The sequence below is a fragment of the Acinetobacter sp. ANC 4204 genome (assembly GCF_002135205.1).
Lineage (GTDB): Bacteria > Pseudomonadota > Gammaproteobacteria > Pseudomonadales > Moraxellaceae > Acinetobacter.
Genome location: NZ_NEFZ01000005.1, coordinates 157,474 through 181,132 on the forward strand (window position 1 = coordinate 157,474; position 23,659 = coordinate 181,132).

Here is a 23,659-nt window from a genome sequence, read left to right on the forward strand (position 1 = left end):
CTTTTTATTCATTTAAAGGGCTAATTACAGACCGTTAAACTCATCGCTAAATGCTTGGCTTAATGCTTGATCCACATCAGAGAAGTCGTTTACAAGCTCATGCTCTGCAGCTTCAGCTTCTTGACGACGACGCTCTAAGTGATACGCAAGACCCGTACCTGCAGGAATCAAACGACCTACAACCACGTTCTCTTTCAAGCCACGTAAATCATCTTCTTTACCTGTTACAGCCGCTTCAGTTAACACGCGAGTGGTTTCCTGGAACGATGCAGCAGAGATAAATGAGTCAGTAGAAAGCGACGCTTTAGTAATACCCATCAATTGACGTTCAAACTTCGCAGGGAACTTGTTTTGCGCAAGAACAGCTTGGTTCTCTTGCATCACGCGGATGTAATCCACTTGTTCGCCTTTGATGAAGCTTGTATCACCGCCATCAGTGATATCAACTTTACGCAACATTTGACGTACGATGACTTCAATGTGCTTGTCGTTGATTTTTACACCTTGCAGACGGTAAACGTCTTGAACTTCGTTCACGATGTAGTTGGTTAATGCAACTTCACCTTTCAAACGCAAGATGTCATGCGGGTTTTGTGGACCATCAGAAATGGTTTCACCGCGGTTGACATGCTCACCCTCGAACACGTTAATGGTACGCCATTTAGGAATCAGCTCTTCATAGATCTCAGAACCATCATCTGGAGTAATCACTAAACGGTTCTTACCTTTAGTCTCTTTACCGAAGCTTACAACACCTGAAATTTCAGCAAGAATTGCATGCTCTTTCGGTTTACGCGCTTCGAACAAGTCAGCTACACGCGGTAGACCACCGGTAATGTCACGTGTACGTGAAGTTTCTTGTGGTACACGACCAATAACGTCACCCACACCGATTGTTTCGCCATCACGGACAGAAAGAATCGTGTTTTGTGGTAGGAAGTAGAACTGCTCACCACCATCCGTCGTATCAAGAACAACCGCAGGACGTAAATCTTTACCAGACGCAGGACGTGCAGTCACAGGTAAGATTTCAATCGTCGTCATACCTGTTGCATCATCAGTTTTAGAGGTAACAGTGACGCCATCAGCGATTTGGCTGAAACGTACTTTACCTGCAACTTCTGTTACAAGTGGGTGGGTGTGCGGATCCCAAGTCGCTACGATACCGCCTGCTTCTACAGCTTCGCCATCTTTCAACAAGATAGACGCACCGTATGGCAGTTTATAACGCTCACGCTCACGGCCTAAATCATCTGCAATACCAATTTCGCCTGAACGAGAAGTCGATACCAAGTGACCTTTAGCATGTTGTACTGTTTTCACATTGTGGAAACGTACGGTACCTTTGTTACGAACTTGTACGCTGTTTGCAGCAGACGTTCGGCTTGCAGCACCACCTACGTGGAAGGTACGCATTGTTAACTGTGTACCCGGCTCACCAATCGACTGCGCAGCCATAACACCCACAGACTCACCAGGGTTCACCTGATGACCACGTGCAAGGTCACGACCATAACATTTCGCACATACGCCGAATGTAGATTCACACGCAACCACTGAACGTACTTTAACTTCATCGACACCTTGCTCTTCCAAGAAGTTTGCAAGTTTCTCATCAATCAAAGTGTTACGTGGCAGGATAACGTCGTCAGAACCTGCTTTCTTCACATCTTCAGCAACAACACGGCCCAGTACTCGAGTACCTAAGTTCTCGATCACGTCACCGCCTTGAATGAACGGAGTCATGACAAGACCGCCCAAAGTACCACAGTCAGGCTCAGTAATAACCAAGTCTTGTGCTACGTCTACAAGACGACGTGTCAAGTAACCAGAGTTTGCTGTTTTCAGTGCTGTATCGGCCAAACCTTTACGCGCACCGTGTGTTGAAATGAAGTACTGAAGTACGGTCAAACCTTCACGGAAGTTCGCTTTAATTGGAGTTTCAATGATCGAACCATCTGGTTTCGCCATCAAACCACGCATACCCGCTAACTGACGAATCTGAGCTGCCGAACCACGGGCACCTGAGTCAGACATCATATAGATCGAGTTGAATGATTTTTGCTTCTCATCTTCACCCTGTTTGTTTTTAACAGTGGTAAAAGACAAGTTGTCCATCATCGCTTTCGCTACTTGGTCGTTGGTACGTGCCCAAATATCGACCACTTTGTTGTAACGTTCGCCCGCAGTTACGAAACCTTGTTCGAACTGTTGCTCAATTTCACGAACTTCAACTTCCGCTTTTTCAATAATTGAGTACTTCGCAGGTGGAATCACCATGTCTTCCATACCGACCGATACGCCTGAACGTGTCGCTTGACGGAAACCCAAGTACATCAATTGGTCCGCAAAGATCACTGTATCTTTAAGACCTAATTTACGGTAGCAAGAGTTAATCAATTTAGAGATGTTTTTCTTGGTCATCTCAACGTTGATTTGTTGGAAATCCATACCTTCTGGCACAACTTCCCAAAGTAAGCAGCGACCAGGTGTGGTATCCACAACAATGGTTTGCTGTTCACGGTTACCATTTTCATCAATCACAGTCTGGTGTACACGTGCTTTTACGCGAGCATGTAAATTGACCTGACCTGTTGCAAGTGCACGGTTCACTTCGTGAGTATCTGCAAACACCATGCCTTCACCTTTGGCATTGATCGCATCACGCGTGATGTAATACAAGCCTAAGACAACGTCCTGAGACGGTACGATGATTGGCTCACCGTTCGCTGGAGACAAGATGTTGTTGGTCGACATCATTAACGCACGCGCTTCTAACTGCGCTTCAAGTGTTAATGGTACGTGTACCGCCATTTGGTCACCGTCGAAGTCGGCGTTAAACGCAGCACAAACGAGCGGGTGAAGACGGATTGCTTTACCTTCAATCAGAATCGGTTCAAATGCTTGAAGACCCAAACGGTGAAGTGTAGGCGCACGGTTCAACATCACAGGGTGTTGACGAATCACGTGAGCAAGAACGTCCCAAACTTCTGGCGTTTCGCGCTCAACCATTTTCTTCGCAGCTTTAATGGTGGTTGCTTGGCCAGATGCTTGTAGTTTCGCGAAAATGAATGGCTTGAAGAGTTCAAGTGCCATTTTCTTCGGAAGACCACATTGGTGCAAACGTAAAGTAGGACCTACGGTAATGACCGAACGACCTGAATAGTCTACACGCTTACCAAGTAAGTTTTGACGGAAACGACCTTGCTTACCTTTGATCATGTCAGCCAAAGATTTAAGCGGACGTTTGTTCGAACCTGTGATTGCACGACCACGACGACCGTTGTCTAACAATGCATCGACAGACTCTTGTAACATACGTTTTTCGTTACGTACGATAATGTCTGGCGCTGCAAGGTCAAGTAGACGCTTCAAACGGTTGTTACGGTTGATCACACGACGGTAAAGGTCATTCAAATCAGAAGTCGCGAAACGACCACCTTCCAGCGGTACTAACGGACGAAGATCTGGTGGAAGTACTGGAAGTACATTCATCACCATCCATTCTGGCTTGTTGTTTGACTCTTTAAACGCTTCCATCAACTTCAAACGCTTAGACGCTTTTTTCAGCTTCGTCTCAGACGTTGTGTTTGGAATTTCTTCACGTAAACGTGAAATTTCGTTTTCAAGATCAATGTCTTTTAACAAGTCTTGAACGGCTTCTGCACCCATTTTCGCAGTGAATTCATCACCGTGTTCTTCTAAAGCATTGAAGTATTCTTCATCGTTTAAAAGTTGGTATTTCTCAAATGGAGTCATACCTGGGTCAGTAACCACGTAAGATTCGAAATACAATACACGTTCAATATCACGTAAAGTCATGTCTAATAATAGACCGATACGACTTGGAAGTGATTTTAAGAACCAAATGTGTGCAACTGGAGACGCCAGCTCGATGTGACCCATACGCTCACGACGAACTTTCGCAGTTGTTACTTCAACGCCACATTTTTCACAAATGACGCCTTTGTATTTCATACGCTTGTATTTACCACACAAGCATTCGTAATCTTTGACTGGACCAAAAATTTTGGCACAGAATAAACCATCACGTTCTGGTTTGAACGTACGATAGTTAATGGTTTCAGGCTTTTTAACTTCACCATGAGACCATGACTTAATCATTTCTGGTGACGCAAGACCAATACGGATGCGATCAAACTCAACTGGAGCATGACCGTCTGAATCCGTCTTTTTGCGCATGATATCGAGCAAGTCTTTCAATTTTTTTCTCCGTGTGTTGGGGAGCTACGCTCTCCCAACTGGGTCACAAATATTGTTTTTACTGAAATTTGGGAATATCTAATCCCCCTAAATCCCCCTTTATAAAGGGGGACTTGCTCCCCTCTTTAATAAAGAGGGGCTGGGGGAGATTTCTTAGTCACCATTTTTCAGTTCAATGTTGATACCTAAAGAACGGATCTCTTTGGTCAATACGTTGAACGATTCAGGCATACCTGGGTCCATATAATGGTTACCATCTACAATGTTCTTATAGATACGGGTACGACCTTCAACGTCATCCGACTTAACAGTAAGCATTTCTTGAAGCGTGTAAGCTGCGCCATATGCTTCAAGCGCCCAGACTTCCATCTCACCGAAACGCTGACCACCGAATTGTGCTTTACCACCAAGCGGCTGTTGAGTAACTAATGAGTAAGAACCAGTAGAACGCGCGTGCATCTTGTCGTCTACCAAGTGGTTCAGTTTCAGCATGTACATGTAACCTACAGTTACAGGACGGTCAAACTGTTCACCTGTACGACCATCATATAATACTGTTTGACCAGTACGTGAAATGTTCGCAAGCTCTAATAAGTCTTTAATTTGTGATTCTTCAGCACCATCAAATACAGGCGTTGCAAGTGGAACACCCTTACGAAGGTTACCAGAAAGAACCAAGATCTCATCATCAGTTAAGCTATCAAGATCTTCTTGCTCGCCACCAACTTTGTTATAAATCTTGTCTAAGAATCCACGAAGCTCAAGTACAGTACGTTGCGCTTTTAACATCTTGTCGATTTCTTCGCCAAGACCTTTCGCTGCCATACCTAAGTGAGTCTCTAGAATCTGACCCACGTTCATACGTGACGGTACACCCAGCGGGTTCAATACGATATCGACTGGAACACCATTGGCATCGTGCGGCATATCTTCAACTGGCAAGATGTTAGAAACAACACCCTTGTTACCGTGACGACCCGCCATCTTATCACCCGGTTGGATGCGACGTTTAACAGCCAAGTAAACCTTAACAACTTTCAATACACCTGTTGTTAATTCATCACCTGTAGAAAGTTTGCGTTTTTTCTCTGCAAACTTCTCATCAATTTCAAAGCTCTTTTCTTTCAAGAACACTTGAATTTGTGTTAAACGTTCAGCAATCGCTTCATCACTTGGTTGGATTTCAAGTAAATCAACCAACTCTAAACCAGACAACACATCTTCAGAAAGCTTGTCGCCACGTTTAGTTGTACCACCACCGTTCGACTCTTGACCTGTCAACAAACGAACAATACGTTCACGTGCTGCTTCTTCAAAGATTTTGTATTCTTCTTTCAAGTCTTTACGGTATGCATCAAGTTGCGCTTTTTCAATTGCTTGAGCACGTTCATCTTTTTCAAGACCATCACGTGTAAACACTTGAACGTCAATCACGGTACCTTTAGTACCCGATGGAACGCGTAATGATGAATCTTTCACATCAGCAGCTTTTTCACCGAAGATTGCACGAAGCAATTTTTCTTCAGGTGTTAACTGTGTTTCACCTTTAGGGGTTACTTTACCCACAAGGATATCACCAGCAGTTACTTCAGCACCGATATAAACAATACCAGACTCATCCAACTTAGACAGTGCAGCTTCACCAACGTTAGGAATATCGGCAGTAATTTCTTCTGCACCTAACTTAGTATCACGTGCTACACATGACAATTCTTGGATGTGAATCGAGGTTAAACGGTCTTCTTGAAGTACACGCTCAGATAACAAGATCGAGTCTTCATAGTTGTAACCATTCCACGTCATGAACGCAACGCGCATGTTTTGACCCAGTGCAAGCTCACCGCCATCAGTCGAAGGACCATCGGCAAGAACATCACCACGAGCCACTTTATCACCTAAACGTACAACAACGTTTTGGTTGATACATGTATTTTGGTTCGAACGGGTATATTTGATCAGGTTGTAAATATCTACACCTGCTTCACCAGCAACCATCTCGTCTTCATTGACACGAATGACTACACGAGATGCATCAACAAACTCAATCACACCACCACGGTTTGCGATCACGCACACACCTGAGTCACGTGCTACGTTTGCTTCCATACCTGTACCAACAAGCGGCTTGTCAGCAAGCAATGTCGGAACAGCCTGACGTTGCATGTTTGAACCCATCAATGCACGGTTGGCGTCATCGTGTTCAAGGAATGGAATAAGCGATGCTGCAACAGAAACAACCTGTTGTGCAGATACGTCCATATGCGTTACTTTTTCAGGTGACATACGAACGAAGTCACCTTGGTGACGTACAGAAACCATTTCTTCAGTTAACGTACCATCTTTATCAACTGCAGAATCGGCCTGTGCAATGACAGTACCCACTTCTTCAATTGCAGATAAGTATTCAACTTCATCAGTTACACGACCATCAACGACTTTACGGTATGGTGTTTCCAAGAAACCGAAGTTATTACACTTCGCATAAACTGAAAGCGAGTTGATCAAACCAATGTTTGGACCCTCAGGCGTTTCAATTGGACATACACGACCATAGTGAGTTTGGTGTACGTCACGTACCTCAAAGCCTGCACGCTCACGTGTCAAACCGCCCGGACCAAGTGCAGATACACGACGCTTGTGCGTAATCTCAGACAATGGATTGTTTTGGTCCATGAACTGAGACAATTGGCTTGAACCAAAGAATTCTTTGATTGCAGCGGCAACTGGCTTCGCATTGATTAAATCTTGCGGAGACAAGTTATCTGTTTCAGCTTGGCTTAAACGTTCTTTAACTGCACGCTCTACACGAACTAAACCAACACGGAATTGGTTTTCAGTCATTTCACCAACTGAACGTACGCGACGGTTACCTAAGTGGTCGATATCGTCGACTTCACCTTTACCGTTACGGATTTCAACCAATGTTTTGAGTACATCAGTGATATCTTCGTTCGACAAAATGCCTTCAACTTCACGCGACTTCTGATCTGTACCCACTTCGTAAGGACGGCCCAAACGACGGTTAAACTTCATACGACCGACTGGAGAGAGGTCATAACGTTCAGAAGAGAAGAACAAGTTATTGAATAGATTTTCAGCCGCTTCTTTCGTCGGTGGCTCGCCTGGACGCATCACTTTGTAGATTTCAACCAGTGCTTCTTCACGGCCTGTCGTTGTATCTGCGCGTAAAGTATCTGCAACGAATGAACCACGGTCAATGTCATTGGTGAATAGAATGTTAAATTGTTTAACACCACCTTCAGCCAACTTCACCATCACTTCATGGCTAAGCAAAGTATTTGCTGCAATCACATCACCATCTTTTAAAGTGATGTCTTCAGCAGTAATACGCTCGTACAAGTACTCATCAGGTACTGAAAGTTTTTCAAGACCTGCAGCTTCCATTTGACGCACGTGACGTGCGTTAATACGTTTACCTTGCTCAACAATCGTTTTGCCATCGTTATCTACGATGTCAAACTGTGCCATTTCACCGCGTAAACGCTCAGGTACGAGGTCAATCTGGTAACTACCCATGTCTAGGTATACAGGCACTTTTTCATAGAATAGATCTAAGATTTGCGTGTTGTCATAGCCGAGTGCACGTAGAACCACAGTCGCAAGTAATTTACGACGGCGGTCAATACGTACATAAACAAGGTCTTTGGCATCAAATTCGAAATCTAACCATGAACCACGGTAAGGAATAATACGTGCAGAATAAAGTACTTTACCACTTGAGTGGGTTTTGCCTTTATCGTGATCGAAGAACACGCCTGGAGAGCGGTGTAATTGAGATACGATTACACGCTCAGTACCATTGATCACAAAAGTACCGTTATCCGTCATGAGTGGCATTTCACCCATGTACACTTCTTGCTCACGCACGTCTTTAATAGACTTCGTTTCACGATCCTTTAAGATCAAACGAATTTTTACGCGCATTGGTGCTGCATAAGTTGAGCCACGAAGAATACATTCGCGTACATCAAACTCAGGCTTACCAAGACTATACTCAACAAATTCTAAAGCAGCATTGCCAGAATAACTTTCTATAGGAAAAACTGAACGAAACGCGGCTTGCAGACCGATATCTTCGCGGTTTTTTGGTGATTTGCCATCTTGTAAAAATGTTCTGTACGAGTCGACTTGAATCGCGAGCAAGTACGGAGCATCCATAACACTAGGCAATTTACCAAAATTCTTACGGATCCGTTTCTTTTCGGTATATGAGTATGCCATCTGGAGTCCTCGGAAAGTAAACCGAGCCCGCCTGCAGAACGGGCTCAGAAGGAATTACGCAGGCCGATATGGCCACCACTTTTTACAAATGCTGCAATTTTCAGTGGTATTGAAACGCTTACCAATATTTTTAAATTTGAAAAATATTGGTAAGCGTTTGATTTTTATCTTTATTTTAATTTGATGGATTTTCCACCAAGCAAACAAAAATCGAGCCGATTATTGTAACGCAAAAAGGCTGATGACCCAAGAGCCATCAGCCAATTTTTGGGGAGAAAATAATATTCTCCCCCTGGTAACATTACTTAATAGTAATAGTAGCACCAGTCTCTTCAAGTTTCTTCTTAAGTTCTTCAGCTTCTTCTTTAGAAACAGCTTCTTTAAGAACTGAAGGAGCACCTTCAACCATGTCTTTAGCTTCTTTCAAGCCAAGACCAGTGATTTCACGAACTGCTTTAATTACAGCTACTTTGTTCGCGCCGAAAGAAGTCAACTCAACGTTGAATTCTGATTGCTCTTCAGCAGCAGCAGCAGCAGGACCTGCAGCTACAGCTACAGCAGCAGCTGATACATTGAATTTTTCTTCGAAAGCAGAAATAAGTTCAACAAGTTCAAGAACAGTTTTTTCAGCAACTGCGTTTAAGATTTCTTCGTTTGTTAAAGCCATGAGAGTAACTCCAAATGGGTATTGAATGATGTGTGTTTAAGTTTGAGCTTATGCAGCTTCTGACTCGTTTTTCTCTTGAAGCGCTGTAAGTAAGCGACCCAATTTCGAAATAGGAGCTTGAAGAACGCTTGCAAGCATAGTAAGCGCTTTCTCTTGGTTTGGAAGATTCGCGATAACGCTAACTTCTTCGCCTTGATAAAGTTTGCCTTCAAATGCAGCAGCTTTAAGTTCAAATGCTTTATTAGTTTTCGCAAATTCTTCGAATAAGCGTGCCGCAGCACCCATATCATCTGCAGAAGTTGAGAAAGCTAAAATTGTTGGGCCAACAAGGTTGTCGTTCAAGATATTGAATTGCGTATCTTGAAGAGCACGTTTAGCCAAAGTATTACGTACAACACGTGTAGCAACACCTAACTTACGAGCTTCAACACGAAGAGCAGTTAATTGCTCAACAGTTAAACCTTGGTAGTCAGCAACAACAGCAGCAAACGCAGTAGAAGCAACTTCAGTTACTTCAGCAACGATCTGTTTTTTGCCTTCGATAAGAAGAGCCATTGTAAAACCTCCTAACGGTGATTTATGTACTTACGCGAAGTACACTCCCAATTCGCAAGTTCATCACTGAACTTACACGCGGAGGATGAACAAATCACACCACCGCGTCTACGCAGGCTGGAAGATTAAGAAAGTAATCGAAATTACTCTCGCCTGAGGTCTTTGACGCTGACAAATTTACATTTATCAATTCAAAGTTTGCCTAAGTTTGCAAAATACGACAGAGCGTTTCTTGCGTAAAAATCAAAGCAGCGCTTTGATTTTTACTCAGGGCTTTAAAATTCTGTCTAAGTTAAACTTAGTTAGAAACGTTCTGTACATCAACAGTAAGACCAGGACCCATAGTTGAGCTTAAAGTGATCTTTTTGATGTAAACACCCTTAGAAGTTGCAGGTTTTGCTTTCTTAAGGTCAGCGATTAACGCTTCAACGTTTTGACGAACAGCTTCAGCAGTAAAACCTACTTGACCGATCGCAGCATGGATAATACCTGCTTTGTCTACACGGTAACGTGCTTGACCAGCTTTTGCATTTTTAACTGCAGTAGCTACGTCAGGAGTTACAGTACCCACTTTAGGGTTTGGCATTAAGCCACGTGGACCAAGAATCGTACCTAATTTACCTACAACGCGCATTGCATCAGGAGCAGCAATCACAACGTCGAAGTCAAGGTTACCTGCTTGGATGCTTTCAGCAAGGTCATCAAAACCAACAATGTCCGCGCCTTCAGCTTTAGCAGCTTCAGCAGCAGCGCCTTGAGCAAACACAGCTACACGTACAGTTTTACCAGTACCTGCAGGAAGTGTAGTTGCACCACGAACAACTTGGTCAGATTTACGAGGGTCAACACCTAGGTTTACCGCAACATCCAAAGATTCTTTGAATTTCGCAGCAGGAAGACCAGCAAGAACAGCAACTGCTTCTTCTAAAGTGTAAACTTTGTTTGCTTCAATAGCAGCAGCAATGGCTTTTTGACGTTTAGTTAACTTTGCCATGTCTTATAGCTCCACTTCCAAGCCCATAGAACGTGCAGAACCAGCGATGGTACGAACACGTGCGTCTAAATCAGCACCAGTCAAATCTGGTTCCTTAGTAGTCGCGATTTCTTCTAATTGAGCACGAGTCAACTTACCAACTTTAGTTTTGTTTGGTACAGATGAACCCTTTTGAATGCCCGCAGCTTTCTTAAGAAGAATAGATGCAGGAGGAGTTTTCATGATGAATGTGAACGACTTGTCGTTGTACACAGTGATCACAACAGGAATTGGTAAACCAACTTCAACTTTTTGTGTTGCAGCATTGAATTCTTTACAGAATGCCATGATGTTAACACCACGTTGACCTAGTGCAGGACCAATCGGTGGAGATGGATTCGCTTTACCAGCTGGAACTTGCAGCTTGATATAGCCGTCAATCTTCTTAGCCATTTCAAATTACCTCTGGGTACAAACGCCGGTGAAGGCTCCCCAATTTATAAGTAACGATATCGTTACAACAACAATGCCCGACCTATAAATAAGTCAGGCGTTTTCAAACAACATCTATTAAACTGATTTTTCGACTTGGCGAAATTCCAGTTCAACCTGAGTTGGTCGATTAAATACATTAATAGTCAACGTTAAACGTGACTTTTCGTATAGAACCTCTTCCACCACACCTTTAAAGTCTGTGAATGGACCGTCAATTACGAGTAATTCTTCGCCTGGTTCAAACATCGTCTTCGGACGTGGTGCTTCACCAGTATTGCGTACACGAGCAAGAATCGCATCTGCTTCACGTTGGGTAATTGGTGCAGGTTTCTCAGCCGTACCCCCAATAAAACCTAAAACTTTTGGACATTCTTTAACAATGTGCCAAGTTTCATCATTCATTTCCATTTCGACCAATACATAGCCTGGAAAGAACTTACGTTCAGATTTACGCTTCTTACCGTCCTTCATTTCTACCACTTCTTCGGTAGGAACAAGGACTTCACCAAAGCTATCGGCTACAGCGCTACGCTGGATTCGATCATTAAGTGAACGCATCACTTGTTTTTCATAACCTGAATAGGCATGAATAATGTACCAACGTTTCATAGCTCTCTTACCCGATAATAAACTTCATTAACCAGCCTAAAATGTAGTCAAAACACCATAATAAAATGGATGCAACAACAACTACTGCAAGCACCTGCCAAGATGTGGTCACGGTTTCTTGCTTTGTTGGCCAAGTCACTCGACGTAGCTCAATTCGCGAGTCTTTCAACAAACGAGCAAAGCCTTTGCCTTGATGGGTGGCGTATAATAAACCGAATGCCACGATGATACAAGCCAAAATTACCCCAACGCGCACCCAGATATCGTTGGCTGGTGCCCAATATGCTGGTAGATGTTGATTCACCATGGTTGCACCAATTAATAAAATCAATGCAATAATCCATAAGACCACGTCTAAAGGAGAACCCGATTTAACTACTTCAGCAGAATTATTTCTTTGAGGGATTGCCGCGTCGCTTTGTGCGTCACGTAATTTTTCATTCGACATTTTTGTACTCGTCGTAGGTTTCGCGACTTATTATATGACCAGTTTTGCCGACATCAAGATCTTTTATAAAAAAGTTGGCAGGCCAGGAGGGACTCGAACCCCCAACATTCGGTTTTGGAGACCGACGCTCTACCAATTGAACTACTAGCCTGCAAAACAAATTGGAGCCTAAACCCCAATTTGCATTTTTATTTTATGATTATGCAGTTACTTTAGCAACTACACCAGCACCAACTGTACGACCACCTTCACGGATCGCAAAACGTAGACCTGGGTCCATTGCGATTGGGTGGATTAATTCTACTGACATTTCTACGTTGTCACCAGGCATTACCATTTCTACGCCATCTTGTAGTTTGATCGCGCCAGTTACGTCAGTTGTACGGAAGTAGAACTGTGGACGGTAACCGTTAAGGAATGGAGTGTGACGACCACCTTCTTCTTTAGAAAGTACGTATACTTCTGCATCGAATTTAGTGTGCGGCTTGATTGTACCTGGTTTAGCAAGTACTTGACCACGTTGTACGTCTTCACGCTTAGTACCACGTAGAAGAACACCACAGTTCTCGCCCGCACGGCCTTCGTCTAGAAGTTTACGGAACATTTCTACGCCAGTAACTGTTGTTACTTGTGTATCACGGATACCAACGATTTCAACTGATTCGCCTACTTTCACAATACCAGTTTCTACACGGCCAGTTACTACTGTACCACGACCAGAAATTGAGAATACGTCTTCGATTGGCATTAAGAATGCTTGGTCGATTGCACGTACTGGCTCTGGAATGTAAGTGTCAAGCGCGTCAACAAGCGCAACAACTGCTTCTTCGCCATACTGACCAGCGTCACCGTTAAGTGCAAGAAGAGCTGAACCACGGATAACTGGAGTGTCATCACCTGGGAAGTCATAAGTAGAAAGAAGTTCACGAACTTCCATTTCTACTAATTCAAGAAGTTCTTCATCATCAACAAGGTCACACTTGTTAAGGAATACAAGAATGTAAGGTACACCAACCTGACGAGAAAGAAGGATGTGTTCACGAGTCTGTGGCATTGGACCATCAGTCGCAGCACATACAAGGATCGCGCCGTCCATCTGAGCAGCACCAGTAATCATGTTTTTAACATAATCGGCGTGGCCCGGGCAGTCTACGTGTGCGTAGTGACGAGTTGGTGAATCGTATTCTACGTGTGAAGTATTAATTGTAATACCACGTGCTTTTTCTTCTGGTGCAGAGTCAATTGCAGCGTAGTCTTTCGCTTCACCACCGAATTTCTTCGCACATACAGTTGCAATTGCAGCTGTTAAAGTTGTTTTACCATGGTCAACGTGACCGATTGTGCCCACGTTAACGTGTGGCTTATTACGTTCAAACTTAGCCTTAGCCATGTTCATCTTCCTCGTTTACGTCGAACACAGGTATAAACAACTCAGTATCGACACATCGCCTAAAAAAATCAGACACCAAATACTTGAAAAGCAGACTAATAAGCCTGCTTTCTTAAAACTTGTAGATAATCTACTAAACTGTAATCTGGAGCTCTTATCGAGATTTGAACTCGAGACCTCTCCCTTACCAAGGGAGTGCTCTACCACTGAGCTATAAGAGCAAATATAAAACTTCAAATGGAGCGGGAGACGAGGGTCGAACTCGCGACATGTAGCTTGGAAGGCTACCGCTCTACCAACTGAGCTACTCCCGCACGATGTTGGTACAAAGACCACTTTTTGAAGTCTTAAAATTGGTGGTGAGGGAAGGATTCGAACCTTCGAAACTTTCGTAGCGGAGTTACAGTCCGCCCCCTTTGACCGCTCGGGAACCTCACCATTTTACACTTACTTCAGTGTCGCTCTTTACTTAACTTACTCAACTCTCTAAGATGGTGCCGGCACACGGATTCGAACTGTGGACCTACTGATTACAAGTCAGTTGCTCTACCAACTGAGCTATGCCGGCGTTTCTTAGTGTTTCGTACGTTTCGTATCGGAACGGTGTGCAGTTTAGCAAAACTCAAAATCCTTGCAAGTGTTTTTTTCAAAAAAAACGTCAAAAACTCACAAAATCAATCCGTTTGATGATAATTCAACCGCTTTGATCACTGCGCGAGCTTTTATTTGGGTTTCATTCCACTCAGATTCAGGATTTGAGTCATAAACAAGCCCTGCTCCTGCTTGTACATAGACCTTATTTTCACGAATCACGCAGGTACGAATCGCAATCGACATGTCCATTTCACCATGCCAGCCCAAATAACCAACAGCACCACCAAAAATTCCACGTTTTACGGGCTCAACTTGGTCAATAATTTCCATTGCTCGAATTTTAGGTGCACCTGAAAGAGTGCCTGCAGGGAAAGTTGCTTTAAAAACATCCAATGCATCCACATCATCACGGACTTCGCCTTGAACATTGGACACAATATGCATGACATGTGAATAACGTTCGATCACCATTTGATCTGTCACTTGCACTTTTCCAATTTTTGAGACGCGACCGACATCATTTCGCCCCAAGTCAATCAACATCAAATGTTCTGCAATCTCTTTTTCATCCGATAATAAGTCTTGCTCAAGAGCTAAGTCTTCTTCTTTGGTTTTACCACGTGGGCGTGTTCCTGCCAGCGGACGTACCGTTGCAATGCCATTTTCAAGACGCGATAAAATTTCAGGGGACGAGCCGACAATATGAAAAGGCTGATTATTTTCCAAAGTTTGCCCTTGCACCAAGAACAAGTAAGGCGATGGATTCAAATGACGTAGTGCGCGATATACTTGCAGAGGTTCTCCATCAAAGTCAGAAACCATGCGATGCCCTGGTACGACCTGCATCACATCACCCGCACGAATATACTCTTTCACCGTCTCAATGGATTCTAAGAATTTCTGTTTTCCAGTGAGTGACTCAAAATGTGGTGCAGTATGTGGAGTCGCTTTAAGACTAATTGGCGTTGCCAACAAATCCTCTAGAACATCTAGTTGCTGCTGTGCTTGCTGATAAGCCTCCGCATTATTGACATCAGCATGCACGATCAGGAATAAAGTATCTTTTAAATTATCAAACACAATTACTGTTTTAGACAGCATCATCCAAATATCTGGTAAGCCTACAGGATCCGCTTCTGGCACGTTATTTAAACGTGGTTCAATATAACGTACTGCATCATAACCAAAGTAACCCACCAAGCCCCCTGTAAAGCTTGGTAAAGCAGGTAAATCTGCTTGGGTTGGAACTTTATATTGAGCTTGAAAATCACGAATATATTGAAAAGGATCTACGCAAGGCTGCTTTTCTATCGCTCCATCGGCTTGTTGAATGGTGAGCTCACCTGCGTTGCACGAGAAAACTGTCGATTCACCTAAACCAATAATCGAGTAGCGCGCCCAGTTTTCACCACCCTCCACGGATTCAAACAAATAGGCTTGCTTATGCTCTTTTAGGCGAGCAAAAACAGATAATGGCGTCTCGGTATCAGCTAAACGCTGACGATAGACAGGAATTAGGTTATAACCTGAGTTTTTGAGTTGATTGAATTGAGCTTGTGTTGTCATGAGTGTTTCTCTATTTTTTCAATATGGCGATATCAGTTTTTAAAATTAGCAGGTTGAGTTTCGCCATCGAAAAGCCATATGTTTACTCATGTTCATTCCTTCGTTTACAAAGTTACCCAATCAGCTCACACAGATTATCCACCACTTGTTGTGGCTGACAGTCTAAAATATTTTCACCATGATTATAGCCATAGCTGACCACAACACAATCAATACCCGCACGGCGTGCAGCCTCAACGTCATTGGATGAGTCCCCAATCATTAAGACCTGGTCTTTGTTTTGCGCATATTGTTCAACACAGTGTAACAACTGACGCGGATGAGGTTTGCGCTCTTCAAAACGATCTCCACCGATGACATCAGCAAAATAATGACTCATCCCCAAATGATCGACAATGGCGCGTGCAGGTTGTTCAGGCTTATTGGTCACACAAATCATGGTTTTCTTTTGCGCCAAGCCCCATTCCAAAAATGGCACAATGCCATCAAAAGGTAGCGTTTCCACACATGGGTCAGCATTATAAATCTTTAAAAACGTATCCAATAATTGTTGTTGCTGGGCTGGATCAACTTCACCAGTCAAATGCTGCAAGGTACTTTGACAAAACAGTGCCGTTCCTTTTCCTATCCAGATCCGCACCTGTTCTTCCGTCACGGTTGGTAGTTGCATGGCGTTGAGACTCATGTTCATGGCACGATGTAAATCTGTTGCAGAATCCACCAAGGTTCCGTCTAAATCAAAAAGTAAAACTTCTCGTTGCGCCAAGTTAGCAATATTCATTCACCCTCACCCATTTTTATCATGTGCTGCCCAAAAACAATCAAGGCATGCTGTTGCATGCCTTGATTGTAGTGTGATCTGAATCTTATTTGAACATCAGCCACGCAATAATGGCTAAAATAATCAAGACAATGATCGAGATCAGCCCAACAGAGGCATTCTTTTGCGTCTCAGCCGCTTGAGCAACGGGTATTGAAACTTCACTAACCTCAGCTGGGGACTCATTTGAAGCAGTAACATCTACACCTTCAGGAATAGGCGCAGGTTTAGGAATACCAACATTTTGTGGCATACCATCACGTGTTAGGCTCACATTAGCATCACGCTCTTTCAGCTCTGGCATTCCCTGATCATTCATTTGCTGTGCTACTGTTTTGGGTTGCTCAGGTTCTGCTTGTGCTGTTTCCGAAGTAGCAACAGCTTCCGATGGCTGGGCAATCGTCTCTTCTACCACAGCCGCACCCAACGTCGCATCATCTACTGACTCAACCACCTGCTCAAGTGGCTTTGCAGGCTCAAGTACTGAAAACTTTAAGCTGGCAAACTGGACAATATCACCCTGCTTTAACAAGGTCTCCACAGCAATTTGCACATCATTGACAAACGTGCCATTTGACGAACCGAGATCTTGTAACCAGAGTGCTTGCTCTTTCAGTAAAAAGGCTGCGTGCTTACGCGAAATTTCAGATTGTTGTAATAATATATCTGCCGTCTGATGACGACCCACCAACATATCACGATCAATATTAATTTCTTGACCAGTTAACTCACCAGAAATTGCTTGTATTTTCCAAGTCATGACTTATCTCTCTATGTGCTGATTTATCATAACACAGTGAATATTCTTTACCATTTTGCCTTTTATGCAGATGAAGTAAAATCATCTATGCTGTATTCGACTGTAAATCCTCAGATTTTAAAGTAAGTTGTCGAGACCGACTTTTGTGTCATCTGCCCAAGCATGGCACCTTGCATCCGATCAACACTTAAATTCTTCCATACAGACTCAGGTTGCTGCACTTGTGGCAACTGACTTGACGGGGTCTTCTGAGGCACTTTAGCAACGGGTTGTTTTTGAATCACAGGTTCAATCGCAACAGGTGTTGTTTCTACCTTAGGTTGAGTTGCTGTCGGGCTGCTCGGTACACGCTGATAAGATTGTGGCAAGCTTGGTTTCGTTGAGCTAACAGGCAAACGTTGTTGGAAGACATCATCGACATTTTCTGGTAATTTTGAAAAACTACCATCTTTATCCATAGCCAACTGCAAACTGTATAACTGACTATAGCGCTGTTGGGAAAGGCGACGTGCTGACTCAGCATCACCAACAATCGTTGGATGAATGAAAACCAACAAATTGCGTTTCTGATCCGTCTTACCATCTGAACGAAATAAGCGCCCCAAACCAGGAATTGCACCTAGACCAGGAATTGACTGGCGTGAATAGGCTGTATTATCAGAAATCAAACCACCTAGAACAATGGTATTACCATGTTCTGCCAAGACTGAAGTCTTGATCGCACGCTTACTGGTAACCAAATCTTGCGCTTCACCCTTATTGGTTTTGACATCTGAGACTTCTTGTTCAATCTCTAAACGGATCGTTCCGCCTTCCCCAATATGTGGCACCACCTTAAGCGTTACACCCACATCTTTACGTTCAATCGTTGTATAGGGATTGGCTGTGCCTGAAGATGTGGTAGAAACCGAACCCGTCACAAACGGTACATTCTCCCCCACAACGATATAGGCTTCTTCATTATCCATAGTCACAATAGACGGTGTGGAAAGCAGATTCGACTTGGTTTTACTCTTTAAAGCCTGAATCATGGCACCATATAACTGGCGAGAACCATCACTGCCTTCTTTGTAATCACCCAAAATGAGTGAAGCACCAGCTCCAATTGCACTGGCTGCCCCTGCACCACCACTGGCTAAATAACCCGCCGCAATACTTTGTAAACTTGAACCAATATTGTCAAAGTTAATAATTCCCACACCACTGCTTAAATCACCCATCGCCCATTGTACGCCCAGTTGATCTGTATCATTCCCTTCCACTTCAAGAATAGTTGCCTCAATCAGGACCTGCTGACGGCGAGTATCCAATTGCTGAATAGCAGACTCAATTTCACGCATGAGCTGTGGATCGGCTTTAACAACCAACGCATTTTGTGAGCTATCAGCAATAATACTCACTCCATTACTATTAAAACTGGTGATGTTGTTTTGATTGCGATTGGACTGGCTATTTAAGTTAATACTGGGTGTAGAAATCTGTGAAGACGAACCCTCACTGTTATTATTCTGACTAAAGGCCGCATTAGTGTTGCCACTATTATCAGCAGACTCGTTACTATTGACTGCTTGTCCCGAAACTAAGCCTTGTAAAATCTCAGATAAGTTTTTGGCGCTGGCATATTTTAAACGAAAAACCTTCAAGCCACCCAGACGTTCCGCAGCAGGCACATCGAGCATCTCGATCATTTGGCGAATACGTTTACGTGTAGCGGTATCCCCTTTTAAAATAATCCGATTGGTGCGGTTATCTGCAATAATACGTATTCTTGAGCCTTTTAAGTCCTTGATGGAACCTGTGCCGCTCATACTCTCCAACAACCCGATCATCTCTTCAGCTTGACTCGACTGTAACGACACCGCTTCAATATCATTTTGTCCCGTACCATCCAAATTACGGATAATGGTTTCAAGCTGATAAATATTGCTAGCACGATCGGAAACAATCAGTGCATTGGTTCCATTCACTGCCGATAAATGTGCAAATTGTGGCATCAGCGGGCGTAATGCTGGAATTAAATCATTGGCATTGGTATTTTCCAGCCAAATCACCCGCGTCACAATCTGATCACCTGTAGCGCGGTGACGTGCGTCATAGGGAATGCCTGAGCTTTTTACATTACTATCAGGCACAATTTTAATGGTTCTGCCAGATGGGATTGCCACTACACCATTCACATTCAGCACCCCTAAGAACAAATCATAAACTTCTTCTTTGTTAAGTGCTTTGTTTGAAATGACCGTAACATTGCCACGAACCCTTGGATCCACCGCAAAATTTTTCCCAGTGATATCTGCAACTTCATTAATAAATGCGGTTAAATCTGCATCGCGTAGATTAATTTTCCATGTTTGCGCATAACTGGCTGTGCTCACCGTGGCAAGCAAAGGTGCTGCAATTGTTAGTGCCCATGCTGAGCGGTGATTCAATAAAGCCATAAATCCAAATCATTCCTAACTGATACTGGTGATGCTTGATCACTGAAAATTTTGTTGTACCGTAATGATACGATCACCACGTTTCACTTCTATTTTTACTTGTCCTTCACGACGCGCACGCTCCAATAACTGCGCATCATTTTGCCCCTGTCCGATCGCTTGACCGTTTAAAGACATAATCTGATCTCCCGCCTGCAAGCCTAAACGACTACGTAGTGCAGCAGGGGTTTGTTCCGTCACCTGATAACCTTGGCCAGCATTATTGTTGGTACCGACACCCAAATCCTTTAAATATTGCTCGCGATCTTGTTGTAAGCCCTGTACTGCTTGGCCTAATGCTTGCTGCTCTTGACTCACAGGAGGAACTGCAACAGGTGCAGTCGTCGGAGCCACAATTTGCTGATCTAGATTATCAATTCCTTGGAACAACAATTCTCGGGTTTGCCCACTGTTATTTTTGAGAATCGCGCGGTCCCAATAGACCTCAGCCAGATAATATGAACTGCCTTCTATGCTCTCCCCCACCCGATAACGATCTGCTACATTATTTGACTTAATCACAGCAGATGAAAACTGACTAGGTTGCCCAACCACCACACCTTGTAGCTGTAAATTGAGCTGATCATCTGCAGGATTCTTACTTTGCTCTGCAAATAGCGCAAAATTGGTAATATTCGGGACTTGGGGTTGCTGTGAACCCAATTCAACACGTGGCATTTGCATAACTTGTGGTGGCGCCACCCAGAGCCAAAATAAGCCAGCCAACTTCCAGCATAGTGCCAAGATCAAAAGCATTAAACACAGTGGTGCTAGGCGCTCAAACTGTTTAAGGTTCAGCTCTGGTAATTTCTGTAGATCAAAATCCATTAAAAGCCCCCTTTCAGCAGAGGCTGACGCGAACTCACCACATAACTATCTAGACCTGCTTTACCTTGATAAGATGGCACATTTAACATTAAACGTTGGGTTAATTGCACATCCAGCATCAAATCTGGATCAACCGTTAAATTCATGAGTTTTTGTTGACGTTGATCCTGCAAATTAATCATGAGTTTATTTTGATCTTGCGATAACTTTCCTGCCAACGATGGAATTTGCATTTGCTGTGGACGTTGCGCAAAGATATACATCAATTCCCCTCCAGCCCACTGCATGCCACCACCTACCTGACTAAAACCTTGCTCTTTTTTATAATTAAAATCAATTTCTTGCAACTGGATTGCATTGCTAGGCCATTGCCAATTGGCGACCGACTTTAAAGTTTCTGGAGCAATTTGTCCGTTCAAATCCCGCACGATGACTTTTTTCCCGAAACCATAGGCCAACACACCATCCAGTTTGGTATTGGCACTATAAATCTCAACATTGGCGCCTGCACGCAGTAACAGTAAATCTAAAGGTCGGGTTGTCCAAACAACGGTTCCACGTAATTTTCCAGTTTGCCAATCGGCCTGTCCATGCCAAAGATTACCGCTGACATTCTGCAAAATCTGATTGTTTTTATAAAATTTTGCAATGAGCCATGCTGCCGGTATTTGCAGCAAAACGAAGATTAAAAATACTACAACTGTAAACATCCACCACGTGACGTATTTAGGTTTTGTGATTCTCCCACCACGAACTTTCAATTATTCTTCCTTGCTTCATTTTTTGTCTTTCTTTGATAGACATTATGCATAATTTTACAACAACACCAAACGTTAACTACAAAAAAAACCAAGCATATAATGCTTGGTTTTTGCAGTTTATGTCACGTCTGTGACAAGGCGATGACTTAGATTAGGAAATCTTCTAGCTTCGCACCTTTTTCCAACTGAGCCACTAACCAGCGTGGTTGCTTACCACGACCTGTCCATGTTTCAGCAGCATTACTTTTGTTACGGTAACGTGGCTCGACAGACTTACGCGTGCCTTTCTTACGCTTCGTTGCACCAAACTCTAAAATTTGTTCGATGCTTAAACCTACATTTTCTGCAATTGCAATAATTTGGGTATATGCATCTTCAACTGCTTGATCTTTTTTAGATGCAATTAAAGCTTCCGCTTCGATTTGTAGACGCTTTAACTCTTCTACGGATAAATTACTAATATCTGGCATACATTAACTCCATTAACCAACATTTTATTTACTGAGCCTATTTAATAATATTTTGATTAGACCAAAGACTCAACTCATCCATGACTTAAACAACAATACTTAGACAGTATTTATATAGTCTAGCGACTTTTAAAATAAATAAAAAGACATTTATATTTTATGTCCGATGGTTAACTCGAATTCTTTGAGTTTATGACGCGTCAGTTCAGGGATTAATGTTTTCTGCATATTCACCTTATCGACACAAACAATAACCGCTTCCGCTTCTGCAACGATAGATTGTTGTTGCTCGCTCCAGAGTAAATAATGCATACGAAATGCACTATTTCTAAGTTCTTCAATCCGTGCACCGATGCTTAATTGATCTGGATAAAATACAGGTTTTAAATACTTGCACTGATTTGATGCGACCACAGTCAGTATGTCCGAAGATAAAATACCTGTCCGCTCAATATAGGCCAAACGAGCACTTTCCACATAACGGTAATACATGACGTTATTAACATGACCAAAGGCATCCATATCTCCCCAAGCCACCTGTTGGGTATAAACCAATGGGTAATCTAACAGGCTCCGCATTATCCACCTATATTTTCATTTCGACAAAATTTGCATTATTTTCAAAAATTAAATTTAACTGTTTAATTAAATCCTCATCCCCGTTTAAGGTCGACTTGATTCTTAAATAGTTCATTAATACATTATCTGGATATAAATTTAATAACTCATCGGCTTGGTCTTTGTTCCCTAAAGCAGTATAAATATGCCATTTTGCAAAACTCAAAACGGGCACACTCATATACTTCGCTTCCCATGCTTCGATATGCTGTTGTAAATCGACATAATCGGGTAGCTGTTTCAAAAGTTGCTGTTGAAACCACAAATAAAATACTTCTGCATTAAACTGTTGATTGAGCAAATGAATCGACAGAATTTCATGTTGTGCACTCAAATCAGGCATGCGCGCTAATAATTTAAGCCATAAAAGTTGAATATCATAACTGCGGGTAAAAATCTGATCCGATAGATCTAAATAGCGCTGTTTTAAATCTTCTAAATTGTCATAGCTGGCTTGATCAAATTTAATCAACAAACGTTTCAACCATGCTTTCTTCACATCCTGATCCAAATGACCATATTGGGTTGAACGCAAATACAGCCATGGAAACTGAACCGCGAAACGCCCCCACAACTCTTTTAAACAGGATTCATAAGCCGTTTGTACATCCTTTAGCCATGGTGAAAGTTCATGTTGATTAAGAAACTCAAGATGAGTGAGTGCTTGTTCCGCATCCTCTTTCGCTAAAAAGAGTTCAATACGCTGAAGTTCAGCCAGTTCAAAAGCCATGGCATTGCTTTGACTTAGTGCACTGAGTGCTTCTGGAAACTGCGCCTTCATCAAGTATAAGCGCGCATCAATAATACTTTTGAGCAAGCCCGACTGAGCAAACGCATTTTGAATAAAGGCCTGCTGATCTCGACCTGCATCTAACAACCAGATCACAGCCAATTGCTCGTAAGGATGTAAATTTTTAAAATCAAAAACCGTTTCTGCTTTACGTTTTTCCCGACTAAGATAACGTTTCAGCCCGAGCCAACATAGGTGCAAACCAAGACTCAGTACGGCTAATGCAAGAAACATCACCCAAAGATTGGTTTGCAATTGCCAGTCATGCCAAAATACATAGACATAGCCTGCACCATGTCCGTAACTCAAAACACTCAGTACAGCAATCGCAATTAAACTCACCAAGCCATAAGCAATCAGTATTTGTTTCAT

The 23,659-nt window shown here is 43.0% G+C and carries 18 protein-coding genes and 5 tRNA genes; all 23 read right to left on the reverse strand.

Features of this window, described 5'->3' with window-relative positions; genetic code table 11:
* Window positions 1–24: 24 nt before the first annotated feature.
* The 23 genes from rpoC to B9T36_RS12240 all read right to left on the reverse strand — a co-directional run bounded on the left by rpoC (window position 25) and on the right by B9T36_RS12240 (window position 23,659).
* Complete coding sequence (gene rpoC / locus B9T36_RS12130; protein WP_086209738.1) at window positions 25–4,224, reverse strand: DNA-directed RNA polymerase subunit beta'; 4,200 nt, start codon at window positions 4,222–4,224, stop codon at window positions 25–27.
* Between the two features lie 153 nt (window positions 4,225–4,377).
* On the reverse strand, window positions 4,378–8,466 hold the full coding sequence (gene rpoB / locus B9T36_RS12135) for a DNA-directed RNA polymerase subunit beta (protein WP_086209739.1): 4,089 nt from the start codon (window positions 8,464–8,466) through the stop codon (window positions 4,378–4,380).
* Between the two features lie 301 nt (window positions 8,467–8,767).
* Window positions 8,768–9,133, reverse strand: a complete 366-nt coding sequence (gene rplL, locus B9T36_RS12140) for a 50S ribosomal protein L7/L12 (RefSeq protein WP_004692767.1) — start codon at window positions 9,131–9,133, stop codon at window positions 8,768–8,770.
* Window positions 9,134–9,181: 48 nt separating this feature from the next.
* Window positions 9,182–9,688 carry a 50S ribosomal protein L10 gene (gene rplJ, locus B9T36_RS12145; protein ID WP_086209740.1) on the reverse strand — a complete coding sequence of 169 codons (507 nt, stop codon included), beginning with the start codon at window positions 9,686–9,688 and terminating at the stop codon, window positions 9,182–9,184.
* 298 nt (window positions 9,689–9,986) lie between these two features.
* On the reverse strand, window positions 9,987–10,682 hold the full coding sequence (gene rplA / locus B9T36_RS12150; protein ID WP_086209741.1) for a 50S ribosomal protein L1: 696 nt from the start codon (window positions 10,680–10,682) through the stop codon (window positions 9,987–9,989).
* A gap of 3 nt (window positions 10,683–10,685) precedes the next feature.
* A complete protein-coding gene (rplK, locus tag B9T36_RS12155) occupies window positions 10,686–11,114 on the reverse strand; it encodes a 50S ribosomal protein L11 (RefSeq protein ID WP_086209742.1) in 429 nt (142 codons plus the stop codon).
* Window positions 11,115–11,231: 117 nt separating this feature from the next.
* Window positions 11,232–11,765, reverse strand: coding sequence for a transcription termination/antitermination protein NusG (nusG, locus tag B9T36_RS12160; protein ID WP_004692772.1), 534 nt, complete (start codon window positions 11,763–11,765; stop codon window positions 11,232–11,234).
* A 7-nt stretch (window positions 11,766–11,772) separates the two neighbouring features.
* The gene (secE, locus tag B9T36_RS12165; protein WP_086209743.1) at window positions 11,773–12,213 is read right to left on the reverse strand and encodes a preprotein translocase subunit SecE; all 441 of its coding nucleotides are present in this window, start codon (window positions 12,211–12,213) and stop codon (window positions 11,773–11,775) included.
* A 75-nt stretch (window positions 12,214–12,288) separates the two neighbouring features.
* Window positions 12,289–12,364, reverse strand: a tRNA-Trp gene (locus tag B9T36_RS12170).
* Window positions 12,365–12,412: 48 nt separating this feature from the next.
* Entirely contained in the window at window positions 12,413–13,603 is a 1,191-nt protein-coding gene (gene tuf, locus B9T36_RS12175; protein WP_004694925.1) for an elongation factor Tu, read from the reverse strand.
* A gap of 146 nt (window positions 13,604–13,749) precedes the next feature.
* Window positions 13,750–13,824: transfer RNA gene (locus B9T36_RS12180), tRNA-Thr, on the reverse strand.
* Window positions 13,825–13,841: 17 nt separating this feature from the next.
* Window positions 13,842–13,917 (reverse strand) — tRNA-Gly (locus tag B9T36_RS12185).
* A gap of 40 nt (window positions 13,918–13,957) precedes the next feature.
* Window positions 13,958–14,041: transfer RNA gene (locus tag B9T36_RS12190), tRNA-Tyr, on the reverse strand.
* Between the two features lie 54 nt (window positions 14,042–14,095).
* Window positions 14,096–14,171, reverse strand: a tRNA-Thr gene (locus B9T36_RS12195).
* Between the two features lie 98 nt (window positions 14,172–14,269).
* Window positions 14,270–15,763 carry an anthranilate synthase component I gene (gene trpE / locus B9T36_RS12200; RefSeq protein ID WP_086209744.1) on the reverse strand — a complete coding sequence of 498 codons (1,494 nt, stop codon included), beginning with the start codon at window positions 15,761–15,763 and terminating at the stop codon, window positions 14,270–14,272.
* Window positions 15,764–15,875: 112 nt separating this feature from the next.
* Window positions 15,876–16,544, reverse strand: coding sequence for a phosphoglycolate phosphatase (gene gph, locus B9T36_RS12205; protein ID WP_086209745.1), 669 nt, complete (start codon window positions 16,542–16,544; stop codon window positions 15,876–15,878).
* Window positions 16,545–16,629: 85 nt separating this feature from the next.
* On the reverse strand, window positions 16,630–17,343 hold the full coding sequence (locus B9T36_RS12210) for an FHA domain-containing protein (protein WP_086209746.1): 714 nt from the start codon (window positions 17,341–17,343) through the stop codon (window positions 16,630–16,632).
* Window positions 17,344–17,453: 110 nt separating this feature from the next.
* A complete protein-coding gene (gene gspD / locus B9T36_RS12215) occupies window positions 17,454–19,781 on the reverse strand; it encodes a type II secretion system secretin GspD (protein WP_086209747.1) in 2,328 nt (775 codons plus the stop codon).
* Between the two features lie 39 nt (window positions 19,782–19,820).
* Window positions 19,821–20,648, reverse strand: a complete 828-nt coding sequence (locus B9T36_RS12220) for a type II secretion system protein N (RefSeq protein ID WP_086209748.1) — start codon at window positions 20,646–20,648, stop codon at window positions 19,821–19,823.
* Complete coding sequence (gspN, locus tag B9T36_RS12225; RefSeq protein WP_086209749.1) at window positions 20,648–21,358, reverse strand: type II secretion system protein N; 711 nt, start codon at window positions 21,356–21,358, stop codon at window positions 20,648–20,650. The genes B9T36_RS12220 and gspN overlap by 1 nt, the downstream gene beginning before the upstream one ends.
* A gap of 197 nt (window positions 21,359–21,555) precedes the next feature.
* On the reverse strand, window positions 21,556–21,879 hold the full coding sequence (locus B9T36_RS12230) for an H-NS family nucleoid-associated regulatory protein (RefSeq protein ID WP_086209750.1): 324 nt from the start codon (window positions 21,877–21,879) through the stop codon (window positions 21,556–21,558).
* Between the two features lie 150 nt (window positions 21,880–22,029).
* Complete coding sequence (locus B9T36_RS12235; protein ID WP_086209751.1) at window positions 22,030–22,458, reverse strand: acyl-CoA thioesterase; 429 nt, start codon at window positions 22,456–22,458, stop codon at window positions 22,030–22,032.
* 7 nt (window positions 22,459–22,465) lie between these two features.
* A complete protein-coding gene (locus B9T36_RS12240; RefSeq protein ID WP_086209752.1) occupies window positions 22,466–23,659 on the reverse strand; it encodes a hypothetical protein in 1,194 nt (397 codons plus the stop codon).

Coding starts and splice junctions, on each gene's coding strand:
- rpoB (WP_086209739.1), bottom strand. CDS start 8,466: ATGGCATACTCATATACCGAAAAGAAACGGATCCGTAAGAATTTTGGT.
- rplL (WP_004692767.1), bottom strand. CDS start 9,133: ATGGCTTTAACAAACGAAGAAATCTTAAACGCAGTTGCTGAAAAAACT.
- rplJ (WP_086209740.1), bottom strand. CDS start 9,688: ATGGCTCTTCTTATCGAAGGCAAAAAACAGATCGTTGCTGAAGTAACT.
- rplA (WP_086209741.1), bottom strand. CDS start 10,682: ATGGCAAAGTTAACTAAACGTCAAAAAGCCATTGCTGCTGCTATTGAA.
- rplK (WP_086209742.1), bottom strand. CDS start 11,114: ATGGCTAAGAAGATTGACGGCTATATCAAGCTGCAAGTTCCAGCTGGT.
- nusG (WP_004692772.1), bottom strand. CDS start 11,765: ATGAAACGTTGGTACATTATTCATGCCTATTCAGGTTATGAAAAACAA.
- secE (WP_086209743.1), bottom strand. CDS start 12,213: ATGTCGAATGAAAAATTACGTGACGCACAAAGCGACGCGGCAATCCCT.
- tuf (WP_004694925.1), bottom strand. CDS start 13,603: ATGGCTAAGGCTAAGTTTGAACGTAATAAGCCACACGTTAACGTGGGC.
- trpE (WP_086209744.1), bottom strand. CDS start 15,763: ATGACAACACAAGCTCAATTCAATCAACTCAAAAACTCAGGTTATAAC.
- gph (WP_086209745.1), bottom strand. CDS start 16,544: ATGAATATTGCTAACTTGGCGCAACGAGAAGTTTTACTTTTTGATTTA.
- B9T36_RS12210 (WP_086209746.1), bottom strand. CDS start 17,343: ATGACTTGGAAAATACAAGCAATTTCTGGTGAGTTAACTGGTCAAGAA.
- gspD (WP_086209747.1), bottom strand. CDS start 19,781: ATGGCTTTATTGAATCACCGCTCAGCATGGGCACTAACAATTGCAGCA.
- B9T36_RS12220 (WP_086209748.1), bottom strand. CDS start 20,648: ATGGATTTTGATCTACAGAAATTACCAGAGCTGAACCTTAAACAGTTT.
- gspN (WP_086209749.1), bottom strand. CDS start 21,358: ATGTTTACAGTTGTAGTATTTTTAATCTTCGTTTTGCTGCAAATACCG.
- B9T36_RS12230 (WP_086209750.1), bottom strand. CDS start 21,879: ATGCCAGATATTAGTAATTTATCCGTAGAAGAGTTAAAGCGTCTACAA.
- B9T36_RS12235 (WP_086209751.1), bottom strand. CDS start 22,458: ATGCGGAGCCTGTTAGATTACCCATTGGTTTATACCCAACAGGTGGCT.
- B9T36_RS12240 (WP_086209752.1), bottom strand. CDS start 23,659: ATGAAACAAATACTGATTGCTTATGGCTTGGTGAGTTTAATTGCGATT.